11 protein-coding genes and 1 pseudogene are annotated in these 12941 nt (G+C 60.0%); 8 read left to right on the forward strand and 4 right to left on the reverse strand.

Translation table 11 applies throughout. The features are described from left to right. Positions 1-255: 255 nt before the first annotated feature. Entirely contained in the window at positions 256-3165 is a 2910-nt protein-coding gene (locus tag AC02Y0_RS09990) for an Rne/Rng family ribonuclease (protein ID WP_476383693.1), read from the forward strand. A 74-nt stretch (positions 3166-3239) separates the two neighbouring features. Here the strand turns inward: AC02Y0_RS09990 and AC02Y0_RS09995 are convergent, their stop codons facing one another. Both AC02Y0_RS09995 and AC02Y0_RS10000 read right to left on the reverse strand, forming a co-directional pair. Continuing rightward, a complete protein-coding gene (locus tag AC02Y0_RS09995; protein WP_476383695.1) occupies positions 3240-3797 on the reverse strand; it encodes a GNAT family N-acetyltransferase in 558 nt (185 codons plus the stop codon). Between the two features lie 115 nt (positions 3798-3912). Further along, positions 3913-5079 carry a pyridoxal phosphate-dependent aminotransferase gene (locus tag AC02Y0_RS10000; protein ID WP_476383696.1) on the reverse strand — a complete coding sequence of 389 codons (1167 nt, stop codon included), beginning with the start codon at positions 5077-5079 and terminating at the stop codon, positions 3913-3915. Positions 5080-5271: 192 nt separating this feature from the next. Here AC02Y0_RS10000 and AC02Y0_RS10005 point away from each other — a divergent pair, with 192 nt between their 5' ends. The 7 genes and pseudogenes from AC02Y0_RS10005 to AC02Y0_RS10035 form a co-directional block, all read left to right on the forward strand. Beyond that, positions 5272-6033 carry a DsbA family protein gene (locus AC02Y0_RS10005; RefSeq protein ID WP_476383697.1) on the forward strand — a complete coding sequence of 254 codons (762 nt, stop codon included), beginning with the start codon at positions 5272-5274 and terminating at the stop codon, positions 6031-6033. 141 nt (positions 6034-6174) lie between these two features. Beyond that, positions 6175-6615 carry a type II 3-dehydroquinate dehydratase gene (aroQ, locus tag AC02Y0_RS10010; RefSeq protein ID WP_102019739.1) on the forward strand — a complete coding sequence of 147 codons (441 nt, stop codon included), beginning with the start codon at positions 6175-6177 and terminating at the stop codon, positions 6613-6615. A gap of 22 nt (positions 6616-6637) precedes the next feature. Next, complete coding sequence (gene accB, locus AC02Y0_RS10015) at positions 6638-7114, forward strand: acetyl-CoA carboxylase biotin carboxyl carrier protein (protein ID WP_102019738.1); 477 nt, start codon at positions 6638-6640, stop codon at positions 7112-7114. 4 nt (positions 7115-7118) lie between these two features. After that, positions 7119-8471 (forward strand): acetyl-CoA carboxylase biotin carboxylase subunit, encoded by a 1353-nt coding sequence (gene accC / locus AC02Y0_RS10020; protein WP_444559499.1) that lies wholly within the window; start codon positions 7119-7121, stop codon positions 8469-8471. A gap of 5 nt (positions 8472-8476) precedes the next feature. Beyond that, a complete protein-coding gene (gene aat, locus AC02Y0_RS10025) occupies positions 8477-9091 on the forward strand; it encodes a leucyl/phenylalanyl-tRNA--protein transferase (RefSeq protein WP_476383698.1) in 615 nt (204 codons plus the stop codon). 619 nt (positions 9092-9710) lie between these two features. After that, the gene (locus tag AC02Y0_RS10030; protein ID WP_476383699.1) at positions 9711-10205 is read left to right on the forward strand and encodes an HIT family protein; all 495 of its coding nucleotides are present in this window, start codon (positions 9711-9713) and stop codon (positions 10203-10205) included. A 188-nt stretch (positions 10206-10393) separates the two neighbouring features. After that, a pseudogene (locus AC02Y0_RS10035) lies at positions 10394-10453 on the forward strand (hypothetical protein); the annotation flags it as partial. Positions 10454-10531: 78 nt separating this feature from the next. Here AC02Y0_RS10035 and AC02Y0_RS10040 read toward each other — a convergent pair. Both AC02Y0_RS10040 and AC02Y0_RS10045 read right to left on the reverse strand, forming a co-directional pair. Beyond that, the gene (locus AC02Y0_RS10040) at positions 10532-12013 is read right to left on the reverse strand and encodes a phospholipase D-like domain-containing protein (protein WP_476383700.1); all 1482 of its coding nucleotides are present in this window, start codon (positions 12011-12013) and stop codon (positions 10532-10534) included. Between the two features lie 159 nt (positions 12014-12172). Next, entirely contained in the window at positions 12173-12739 is a 567-nt protein-coding gene (locus tag AC02Y0_RS10045) for a hypothetical protein (RefSeq protein WP_476383701.1), read from the reverse strand. Positions 12740-12941: the final 202 nt, after the last annotated feature.

Genomic DNA, 12941 nt, shown 5'->3' on the forward strand with positions numbered 1-12941 from the left:
ACCGAGCATTCATCGGACCCCGAGGGGTCCATATCATTGTCGTTGACGTACGGTTTTTGATGTCTTTGCAGCAGGTTGACATGACCAGGAACGGATCGGGATCAGAAAGTGTCCCGTTGTCCGTCCGTATGCTGCAAACCCGGTCCTCCGTGCGTCTACATCTATATCCGGCGCACAGTCCGCTAGGTTCCAGCCGCTTTAAAGTTCAGCGCGCGGGTGGACCACCGACCGAGGGCGCCGAGGAGCACAGCTTAAATGGCAGACAAAATGCTAATCGACGCGTCTCACGAAGAAGAGACGCGCGTTGTCGTCGTTCGCGGTAACCGTATTGAAGAATTCGACTTCGAATCCCAACACAAGAAGCAGATACGCGGCAACATCTATCTGGCGAAAGTAACGAGGGTCGAGCCCTCGCTGCAGGCCGCTTTCGTTGACTACGGCGGCAACCGCCACGGCTTCCTGGCCTTCGCCGAAATTCACCCCGACTACTACCAGATCCCGCTCGCCGACCGTCAGGCGCTGCTTCGTGCGGAAGCCGAAGAGCATCGCAAGGAAAACGACGTCGAGGGCGACGAGGTCTTCAACGACCCTGCCCTGCAGGATCAGCCTGACATCGGCATCAACACCATCAATTCGGTTGCCTCGGCAATCGTCGACGACGTTGCGGCAGAACTCGCGGCCGAAGCCGACGCAGATGTCGCCGCTGCAGCCGCTGTCGAGGAAGAACACGTCGCCGAAGAGCCCGCTGCCAAGGCCAAGCCGAAGCGCGTTCGCAAGCCGCGCGCCAAGAAGGCAGCCACTGAGGAGACCGCTTCCGAAGAGGGCAGCGAAGGTTCCGACGATGCTGAAGGCGGCACGATCGCTGCCATGGTCGACATGGACGAAATCTCCGAGGAAGCCGGCGGACGCCGTGGCGGCCGTCGTGACGATGATGACGGCGACGATGATGACGACGATCACATCGAGGAAAAGGAAGAAATCGAATCCGTTGGCGCAGAAGACGCCATGGAAGAGGTTCCGGATCGCGTCCAGCGCAAGCCGCGCAAACAGTACCGCATCCAGGAAGTGATCAAGCGCCGGCAGATCCTGCTGGTGCAGGTTGCCAAGGAAGAACGCGGCAACAAGGGTGCAGCGCTTACCACCTATCTGTCGCTCGCCGGCCGTTACTCGGTCCTGATGCCGAACACGGCGCGTGGCGGCGGCATTTCCCGCAAGATCACCCAGCCGACAGACCGCAAGCGTCTCAAGGAAATCGCTCGCGGCCTCGAAGTGCCGCAGGGCATGGGCGTGATCCTGCGTACCGCCGGTGCAAACCGCACCAAGGTCGAGATCAAGCGCGACTTCGAATATCTGATGCGCCTTTGGGAGAACGTCCGCACGCTGACGCTCGCTTCGACTGCGCCGTGCCTGGTTTATGAAGAAGGATCGTTGATCAAGCGCTCGATCCGAGACCTCTACAACAAGGACATTTCCGAGATCATCGTCTCGGGCGAAGAAGGCTATCGTGAAGCGAAAGACTTCATGAAGATGCTGATGCCGAGCCATGCCAAGGTGGTTCAGCCGTATCGCGATCTGCATCCGATCTTCGCGCGCTCGGGCATCGAAGCCCAGCTCGACAAGATGCTGCAGCCGCAGGTGACGCTGAAGTCCGGTGGTTACATCATCATCAACCAGACGGAAGCGCTCGTCTCCATCGACGTCAACTCCGGTCGCTCGACCCGCGAATACTCGATCGAGGACACAGCCCTCCAGACGAACCTGGAAGCCGCGGAAGAAGTGGCTCGTCAGCTTCGTCTGCGCGACTTGGCCGGCCTGATCGTCATCGACTTCATCGACATGGAAGAAAAGCGCAACAACCGCGCTGTCGAGAAGAAGCTGAAGGATTGCCTGAAGAACGACCGCGCCCGCATCCAGGTCGGCCGCATCTCGCATTTCGGCCTGCTCGAAATGTCGCGCCAGCGCATTCGCGCCTCGGTTCTGGAATCGACCACGCAGGTCTGCCCGCATTGCGCAGGCACCGGCCTCATCCGCTCGCAGTCGTCCGTTGCCCTGCATGTCCTGCGCGGCATCGAGGAGTTCCTGCTGAAGGCGACGACACACGACATCATCGTGCACACGACGCCTGAGACTGCGCTCTACCTGCTCAATCAGAAGCGTGACACGATCGTCGATTACGAAGGCCGCTTCGGCGTTTCGATCGTCATCGACGGCGGCATGCCGGCGCAACATGGCGGCTCGCAGCACTTCACCATCGAGCGCGGCGAAGCCGTCGAGAACCCGGTGAAGATCGAAAGCCTGATGTCGCTCCTCCCCGAGATCGAGGAAGAAGACGACTATGTTCCGGAGCCGGAGGAAGAAGACGAGGAAGAAGTCGTCGTCGCTGCTGCCAAGGCCGAGAGCGCACCGCAGCCGGCGCGCGCCGACAGCGAAGAAGGCAATCGCAAGCGCAAGCGTCGTCGTCGTCGTCGCGGCAAGAATGGCCAGAACGGCAATGGCACCCATGCCGATGCCCAGAATGGTGACAACGGTGCCGACCTCGATGACGAGGATGGTGACGAGGGCGAGGACGATGCCGGCGAAAGCAATGGTGAGATCCGCGCTGTCGAGGCCGAAGGTGATGGCAATGGCGACGACGCCCAGAAGCGCAAGCGCCGCCGTCGCGGCAAGCGCGGTGGCCGTCGCAATCGTCCGGGCGAAGAGGGCTCGCTGGAAGCTTCCGACGAGAACGACGACAATGGTGACGGCGACGATGCCGAAGACCAGTCGGACGACGCCGTAGCCGCAGAAGCCGTCGAGGCAGTTGTCGCCGACGTCGCCGCGGAGGCTCCGGCAGCTGACAAGCCGAAGCCGCGCCGCACACGCAAGGCAAAGTCTACCGCAGAGCCCGAAGCTGTGGCCGAGGTGGCACCTGCCGCTGTTGTCGCTGCGCCGGTGGCACCTCTCGCCGAGACCGTCGTCGAAGAAGCACCGGTTGCCGCACCGGCTCCGGTCGCTGCACCGGCCCCTGCTCCGGCCGCCGAAGAGGCAAAGCCGGCCCGCGCCAACCGCGAATCCAACGTGGCATCGTCCGAACCCGTCGTGACCTCGGTCAAGGCTACGGAAGACAGCACCGATGCCAAGCCCAAGAAGGGCGGTTGGTGGCAGAAGCGCGGTGGTTTCTTCTGAAACCCGCGCGGTTGTGATTGAATGCAGAAAGGGCCCTTCACGGGGCCCTTTTTTTGTCTCCAGGATCCGGCCAATCAGGCGCGGAGACGTGCGCGTTTCATCACCGATGTCGGACCACCGGCGAAGGTGGTGTCATAGGCGTGGGCATAGCCGCATTTCTCGGCCACGCGGATCGATGCCGCGTGCTCCGGCGCCAGGATACAGAGCGTGTGGTCATGAGGATTGTGTGCGTCCATCCAGGCGTGGGCAGCCAGCATGACCTCGGTCGCAAGCCCGCGGCCATGGACAGATGACACCAGGGCCCAGCCGGCTTCGGGTTCCGGCCCGAGCGGCGGATCCATGTCCCGACGGAAATCGGCGAAACCCGCTTCTCCGATATAGTGGCCATTCACCCGGTCCTCGATCACCCAGTAGCCGAAGCCGAGCGCGTGCCAATGGCCGATGTAGCGGAGAAGCCGCGACCAGGATTCGCTCGCGGTCGAGGGGCGGCCAGTGATGTGGCGATAGATGGCTTCCTCCTGCCACATGGTGACCATCGGCTCGAAATCGTCGACGCGGTGGGCCCGCAGACGTGTGCGTTCGGTCAGAATGTCAGGCGCCGCGGCGAGCGAAGTGATCCGCTTGATTGTCATGTCCGGATCCCCTTTCAGTTCAGGCCACTGACTTCAGAGACTGAATCACCTGGCTCTCACTCTGATTCAGAAACTCGCGCGAAGCCGTTGATCGTGAATCCATTTCGCTCAATGCCTAAGCGCTTTTCGGGAGCCAATTTTCCAGCCGATCGGTCGCCTCGACCATCTCCGCCATGGTGCCGGCGTAGGATAGCCGCATCGCCAGATGGCCCTCCACCGGGTCGAAGTCGCGGCCGGGTGTGACCGCCACATCCGTTTCGGCGAGGATGCGCCTGGCAAAACCCATGCTGTCATTGGTGAAGCTGCTAGCATCGACATAGGCGTAGAAAGCGCCGTCCATTGGCGAGAGCAGCGGCAGGCCAAGCGCCGGCAGGCGGGCCATCAGGAAGTCGCGGTTGGCCTGGCAGGCGGCCTTGTAGTGCTCCAGCTCGTCGGTCGCGCTCAGGGCCGCGAGCGCTGCGATCTGCGAGAGTTCCGGGGCCGAGATATAAAGGCTCTGGGCGACGCATTCGACTGGGCGCACCAGCTCTTGCGGCAGCACCATCCAGCCGATGCGCCAGCCCGTCATGCAATAGTATTTGGAGAAGGAGTTGATGATGACGGCATCGTCGCCGATCTCCAGCGCCGTCGCCTCTTCCGAACCATAGGTCAGGCCGTGATAGATCTCGTCGGAGATCAGCGTGATCCCCTGCCCCTGGCAATAGTCATAGACCGCCTTCAGCTGCGCCTTGGTCGTCACGGTGCCGGTCGGATTGGCGGGGCTTGCGAGCAGCACGCCCTTGAGGCGGACACCCGCCTCGGCTTGCGCCTTTTCCAGGCTTTCCGGCGTGAGCGTAAAGCCGGTGTCCGGGCCGACGGCGACTTCGATTACCTTCAGGCCGAGGGCTGACAGGATGCTGCGATAAGCGGGATAGCCGGGCCTTGCGATCGCTACGGCATCGCCAACGTCGAACAGCGACAGGAAAGCGAGGTTGAAGCCTGCAGACGAGCCGGTGGTGACGACGATGCGGGTCCAGTCGACGGAGACATTGTGACGGCGGCGGTATTCCTCGGCGAGCGCCTGGCGAAGGCCAGTCATGCCCAGCGCATCGGTATAGCCTATGCGGCCGCCTTCCAGTGCCTTGCGGGTGGCTTCAAGCGCTGCCTGGGGTGCCGGATGGCCAGGCTGGCCGACGGCCATGGAGATGACCGGGCGCCCTTCCTGCCGCCGGCGGGTGGCTTCCGCCAGGATATCCATGGCGTGGAAGGGTTCGACAGCACTGCGCTTGGAAATGGAAATCAACGGAAGGCTCCTCGGTCACATGCCAGACATTTGCCGCAAAGCGCGTGGCATCACAATGGAGAGGCTGGACAAGGCGGTGCAAAAAAGCCATTCCGCAGGAAAGCATCAGGCTTTAGGCTGGGCGAAAGCCGGCCTGCGGGATGAAACGCCTGTGGTTGAAGACGACAGACGGCAGCAAGGACGAGGAACGACATGGCCCTGAAATTCAAGATGATCGCCAGCGCGGGTATCGCGCTTCTCCCGGCCCTGATGCCGCTTCCGGCAAGCGCGCTTGACGAGGCGCAGAAGAAGGAATTCGGCGAGTTCATCCGCGAATACCTGATCGAAAACCCGGAGATCATGCTCGAGGTACAGGACGCCCTGCAGAAAAAGCAGGACGAGATCCGCTCGCAGCGCTCGGCCGAGGCTCTCTCGACCAATCAGGATGCGATCTTCAACTCGGCTTATGATCTGGCCATCGGCAATCCGAAGGGCGACGTCACCGTCGTCGAGTTCTTCGATTACAATTGCGGTTATTGCCGCCGTGCCCATGCCGACATGGAAGCCGTGATCGAAGAGGACAAGAATGTCCGCTACGTCCTGAAGGAATTCCCGATCCTCGGACCCGACAGTGAAGCGGCCCACAAGGTGTCGGATGCCGTGCGCAAGCTGTCGCCTGACGATTACGGCGCCTTCTTCCGCGCCATGATGACCCAGGACGGCCGCGCCTCGGAAGAGAGCGCGATTGCCATTGCCGGCGAGCTTGGCATTGCCGAAGAGGCGATCCGCGCCAAGATGGAAGAAAGCCCGAACACCGACCAGGTGCAGGAAGCCTACAAGCTGGCGACCAGCCTCGGCATCACTGGCACGCCCTCCTACGTGATCGGCGACGAGACCGTTCCGGGTGCCGTCGGAAAAGAAGCGATCGAGGCCAAGGTCGCCAATATCCGTACCTGCGGCAAGGCCACCTGCTGAGACAGATCCTGCACCACCTTACCCTCCGATCTTAACCCTTCCCCGGTTTTCCGGGGACGGTTTGGCGTGATCACGGCAAAGGGCTTTCCCTGCAGGGGCTCTCGGTCTATAGGAGGCGGTTGAAAGTCGACGGAAGCGTAGATGAGCAAAACCATTTTCGTGCTGAACGGCCCCAATCTCAACATGCTGGGAAAGCGGGAACCCGGGATCTATGGCGGCAAGACGCTCGCCGACATCGAGGCGGAGTGCATCGCCGCCGGTGCCGAGCTCGGCCTCACCATCGACTTCCGCCAGTCCAATCACGAGGGCACCCTTGTGGACTGGCTGCATGAGGCTGCCGACAAGGCTGCCGGCGTCGCCTTCAATGCTGGCGCCTATACGCATACCTCGGTCGCGCTGCATGACGCGATCCGTGCCATCTCGCCGATCCCGGTGATCGAGGTGCATATTTCCAACGTGCATGCACGCGAGGAATTCCGCCACAAATCGATGATAGCGCCCGCGGTAAAGGGCGTCATCTGCGGTTTCGGACCTCATAGCTACATCCTGGCGCTTCAGGCGCTGAAAACAATCACGCAATAACAGGAATACAGGACATCCACCCATGGCTGAAAAGAAGTCGGGCATCGATCAGAAGCTGATCCGCGATCTCGCAAACATCCTCAACGACACGGATCTCACCGAGATCGAAGTGGAGCAGGACGACCTGCGCATCCGCGTCTCGCGCAACGGCACCCCTGTGATGATGCCGCAGCAGATGCAGGGCTATGCCTTCCAGGCGCCGGCCGCACAGGCTGCTGCTCCGGCCGCCGTCGCTGCACCCGCTGCCCCTGCCGCCCGCGACCTCTCCAACGCTGTCACCGCACCGATGGTTGGTACCGTTTACCTGTCGCCTGCTCCGGGCGCGCGCGCCTTCGTCGAAGTCGGCCAGATGGTCAAGGAAGGCCAGACGCTGCTGATCATCGAAGCCATGAAGACCATGAACCAGATCCCCTCGCCCAAGTCCGGCAAGGTCGTCGAGATCGTTATCGATGATGCAAGCCCGGTCGAATACGGCGAGCCTCTCGTGATCATCGAGTGATCAGATGAGCGGTATCTCGAAGATCCTCATCGCCAACCGAGGCGAAATCGCGCTGCGCGTGCTTCGCGCCTGCAAGGAGCTCGGCATTGCGACCGTGGCGGTTCATTCGACCGCCGACGCCAATGCCATGCATGTGCGCCTTGCCGACGAAAGCGTGTGCATCGGCCCGCCGCCGTCGCGCGACAGCTATCTCAACATCCACCAGATCGTCGCGGCCTGCGAAATCACCGGTGCTGACGCAGTCCACCCGGGCTACGGCTTCCTGTCGGAAAACGCCAAGTTCGCCGACATTCTCGATGCCCATGGCATCACCTTCATTGGACCGACGGCGGAGCATATCCGCCTGATGGGCGACAAGATCACGGCGAAGAAGACCGCGGTCGAACTCGGCATCCCGGTCGTTCCGGGTTCTGCCGGCGAAGTGAAGCCGGAAAACGCGCTGGAGATCGCCCGCGAAATCGGCTTCCCCGTTCTGATCAAGGCGACTGCCGGTGGCGGTGGCCGCGGCATGAAGGTGGCCAAGACCGAAGAAGAGCTGGAAGAGGCCGTTTCGACCGCCCGTTCCGAAGCGCTCGCTGCCTTCGGCAACGACGCCGTCTACATGGAAAAGTATCTCGGCAAGCCTCGCCATATCGAAGTTCAGATCGTCGGTGACGGTGCGGGCAACGCCATCCATCTCGGTGAACGCGACTGCTCGCTGCAGCGCCGCCACCAGAAGGTCTGGGAAGAGGCGAATTCCCCTGCCCTCAATGTCGAGCAGCGGATGAAGATCGGTTCGATCTGCGCCGAAGCCATGAAGAAGATGAAGTACCGGGGCGCCGGCACGATCGAATTCCTCTACGAAAACGGCGAGTTCTATTTCATCGAAATGAACACCCGTCTGCAGGTGGAGCATCCGATCACCGAAGCCATTACCGGCATCGACCTCGTGCATGAGCAGATCCGCGTCGCTTCCGGCGCCGGCCTCTCCGTCACGCAGGACGAGATCGTCTTCTCCGGTCACGCCATCGAATGCCGTATCAATGCCGAGGATCCGCGCACCTTCGTGCCGTCGCCCGGCACGATCACGCATTTCCATGCACCGGGTGGTCTTGGCGTTCGCGTCGATTCCGGCGCCTATGCCGGCTACAAGATCCCGCCTTACTATGACAGCCTGATCGGCAAGCTGATCGTGCATGGACGCACCCGCGTCGAATGCATGATGCGTCTGCGCCGCGTGCTCGACGAATTCGTCGTCGACGGCATCAAGACGACGCTGCCGCTCTTCCAGGATCTCGTGTCCAACCAGGACATCGCCAATGGCGACTACGACATCCACTGGCTGGAGAAATACCTGGCCGAAACCTCGGCCAAGTAAAGACAATGGCTGGGCGACGCAGCAGGGACCGAAGCATTACGCCGGAGCTCCTGCTGCGCGCCTATTCCATCGGGATGTTCCCGATGTCGGATGCCGCCGACGACCCCGAACTGTTCTGGGTCGAGCCGGAGATCCGGGGGATCATTCCCCTCGACGACTTCCACGTCTCCTCAAGCCTGGCCAAGGCGATCCGTAAACGCCCCTTCGACATCCGTTTCAACACCGCCTTCGACCAGGTGGTGGACAAATGCGCCGAAGCCGCGCCTGACCGGCCGAGCACCTGGATCAACCAGACCATCCGCGAACTCTACGGCGCCCTGCATCGCCTCGGCCATGCGCACAGCGTCGAGGCATGGGAGGGCGAGGAGCTGGTCGGCGGTCTCTACGGGGTTTCGCTGGGGTCTGCGTTTTTCGGCGAGAGCATGTTTTCGCGGCGTACGAATGCGTCGAAGATCTGCCTCGTGCACCTCGTGGAGCGCTTAAGAGAACGCGGGTTTACGCTGCTCGACACGCAGTTCACCACTGAGCATTTGAAGACGTTCGGGGCGGTGGATATCCCGAAGGAAGCCTATGGGCTGTTGCTGGACAAGGCGATGGAGAGCGAGACGGTTAGGTTTTGAGGGTGGGTGTAGCTATGATTGCCCAGTGTAACTGGTTAGCAATTTGGAGCCGTCTTGAATCTTTGACAATCCGAAGGAACCACAACCTACCGAAATCAAACTTCTTTTTGATGAATTCGTTTAAACAATGCGGCCGCCCAAAATGCCAACGCCACAGAATAAAGACATCACAATCCTTCAATTAAAAATTGTCATCGTGGCCGTTGTAATTCCGTTGCTGTTTTTCGCTTTCTCTTTTGTTTTCAATATAAATTATGTTCTAAATTCCATTTATTTCATCATACAAAGCGCAATATGCGTCCTTATCCCATTTTTTAGCAAGGGCGCTCCATCTCTGAGAGTATCTCTGAACAACATGGCTTTATCCTCTGCCTTCTTGGTAGTTCAGTATTTTGTTTTAAGTGAAGAAATAGGCTTCCCGTTTGTTCTATCGTCAATTCGAATTATTCATCCCTACGATCTACTTTTTTCGAACATATTTACAGGTTATTTTTTTTCATCCTTGGGACTTACACTGTCTTTAGCCCAAAGAACTTTATTCAGGAACGAAGATTCCGACTCGAAAAACCTTTAACGGTGTCGGAACCCGTCGTCCTGCATTTGAGGGCCTGATCGCGGCATGGCAAACGCACCCGAAATCCCCGCCCAATACGTGATTGCTCAAACCTCCGGCTGGTCGATCAACCATCGCGTCAATTCTGCGCTGCCCGGATATCTCATGATTGCCTCTTTGCAGAAGACGAATGACCTCTCAGACTTGCCCGCAGATGCGCTGGCAAACATGGGCAGGGTGTTCGCATGGGTGCAGTCCGCACTGATGGGCCTCGGTGCTCGCCGGGTGTACATCGCCCGATACGGCCACTCGCCGGGCTATCCGATCCACTTTCACGCCATCCCGATCTACGATTGGGTCGAGGAGCTTTTCTGGACGGACGTTCGCTATCGAGCGCTTGGGCAATTTGCCGAGGGTCCGGGCGAAACACCGACAGATGGGGCAGAATTGACATTCTTCGTGTGGCGGGAGTTTTGCGAGCGCGCCGATCCACCTGCCATAGAAGGCCCCTCTGTCTCCGAGACGATTCGAATTCTCAGGGATGCCATCAAGCTCCAGTGATGGGCTGGCACACAGTAAATCTACCCACGCACAAATGCCGACCGCTCCCTCAAATTTTCTCCTTGAGCCGGACCCAAGGTCATAGCCTAAAACCGTCTCAACCGATGACGGAGGTGACATGGCTGACGACTGGACAAACGGGATCTGACTGACCGGCAGCGCAGTGTGCCAAGCGCGCTGGACTGACCGTGCGGGCGCTCAGGATCTATGAGGCGACGGGGCTTCTTGCTCCTCGGCGGACGGAGAAGAACTGGCGGCTTTATGGGGCGCAGGATCTGGCGCGGCTCACCGAAATCCTTGCGCTGAAGCCTTTAGATGAGCGTCGCCTAACCGGCCTTCCGCCTCCTCGGCCGCTTCAGCCTCCCCCGAAACAGCCCCCGCTTCTCGATCGGCTCAAAGACCGCTTCAGATCCTTCCGGATCCAGGATCTCGTTGTCGGCGAGCCAGCGTTCGATGTCGGACATTTCGGGGGTCTCGTACGGCTTCAGTGTCTCGACATGCGATCCTGCATTCTGCGCCCGCAGCATCTCGATTGCGGCAATCAGCGAGCCGAATTGATGGATCGCCTGATCGATGGCGTCAGGCGTAGTGCCCAGATGCTCTGCCAGCAGATCATTCCTGAAGCTCACGATCCTCATGGAAAGCTGTTCTGAATTGCCCGCCTCCAGGGCGACGTCGCATTCCTGGTCGAAGCGCATCGATCGGTTGTTGATGTTGGACGAGCCGACGCGAAGGTATTGGTCGTCTGTGATCATCAGCTTTGCGTGCACGTAAATCGGCTGACCCTTTGCCGTGATCGGGTGATAGATCCTGAAACGTCCGAACTTGTCGTGGCGGCGCAGGGATTCGACGAGGCGCGCGCGGGCCGTGTCCATGGCGATCTGGCCCAGCCAGTTGTCCGAGGTGGTCGGATTGATCAGGACGAATTCCGGCCCATCCGGCTCGGCGAGCCTTCGTGCGATCGTTTGCGCCACGGCGCGCGAGGCGAAGTACTGGCTCTCGGCATAGACCATGCGTTGGGCGGCGTTGATCATGTCGATCGTGAGATGCTCGATCTCCGTGACGGCGGTCTCGTCCTGATAGGCCGGACTTGTGCGGGCAATGGCGAGGTCGACCGTGCCGAAGGAGAAGTGCGGGGCGCTGTCCTCAGGGGTCGGAACCGTCTCCACCAGTGGCACGTCCTTGCCGCCTGCGCGGGTCCACCGTTGGCGACAGAGTTCGCCGAGCGCATGGGCGGCCGGCCCCGTGAACCGGCTCGATATGTCATGCCAGGGACCATAGGGCTTGCCGTTGGGGCGGCGGCGGTCGGGATTGTCGTCGAGATGCTCGCGCGTGTCCCATCGATCGAGCGTCACGTCGATACCGCCGCAATAGGCAACGGCATCGTCGATCACCAGCATCTTCTGATGATGGGAGCTGCCCAAAGGGTGCTTGCCATCCAGGCGAACGGAGATCTGCCGGTTCCATTTCCAGCGCAGAAGATAGGGAAGGTTGGACGGCCTTGCCCAGCTGGCGAGCGGTGCCGGGCTCCACAGCAGGATCCTGATTTCGAGACCCGGCGTGCGACGCGCAAGCCAGAGGAGGAAGTCCCCCACCCCACGCGGGGCTCCATCATCGACCTTGGGGTGACCAAGCGTGATGGACGCATCGAAATCCCAGCCGACAAAAAAGATCGACCGCTTGGCCGCCATCATCGACGCCCGGACCGAGGCGAAATAGTCATTGGCATCGATGAGGATCGAAAACTCGTCGGCTTTCTCGATGCGCCAGCAGTTCTGGGAAGGCGAGAAGATCGTGGGAAGCGCCATCGGATACTCCAGACACGGGGTCGCCACACTCGGCTAGCGCAATGGGGGCGATCCGTCCAGTCCGCAAAACACGGTCTGAACACGACGGGGAATGAAGTTCGATGCTTAGCACGCCTCTGAATGGCTATTGGCTTAGGTGACGCTCAAAGCTAGGCCAAATCAATAACTCTCGATGCTACCATCAGCGAACACCGCCTTGGTCACCCGCAGTATCGCTTTCGCTACGCCGGTAGATACAGGCCCCTGCAGTTTGTCAAAAGGCTCATTTGAAATAAAAGGATTGTCTTGCCAAAAGTAAAAAGAGTCGCTTTCGGCTGTTCCCCCTGGCGCAATCTTGATGTCTAGTTGTGAAGTCCCGTCAATGATAAGAACTCCGAATGCATCCTTGATCTGGAGGGTGTGCTCGACAGCGACCAAGGTTTTACCTGAGGCATTTTTAAACGTTGGCTGCAACTCCACCCGGCGATTGAAAACTTGCTTGTCAAAGTCCTTTTCTTGCACCCGCAGCGCCACATTCACCAACTCGATCTGGCCAGCGCTTCTATTCCCGTCACCATCAGGCGCCGCAACCTTTCCCGTAGCGATGGAGGTATCTATCGCATCGTAACATGTAAGCCTCTTGAGGGAATCCGCCTCCGTCTTGCAACGAGAAAGGTCCGCTTCAACATCAGCGAATGCCGGAAAAGTGCCGAACGACAGCACCGCAACTATTACAAAACGACGCATATGCTCCCCCTACTTATACGAATGGTTGCAAGTTTACAGACTGCGAGTCAAGGCGCCGTAATGCGCGATGGCGGCGGGAGACTGGACTAAGAACACTGCCGGACGTGTTTGTAGCCCCGGTGCAGCTCGTGAAATATGCAGTCTTCCCCACCCGCGCAACCAAACTCTTCCCCAGTCGTTCCCCCTTCGAAGCACCAGACGC

This window comes from Allorhizobium sp. nf9_anc, assembly GCF_056323085.1.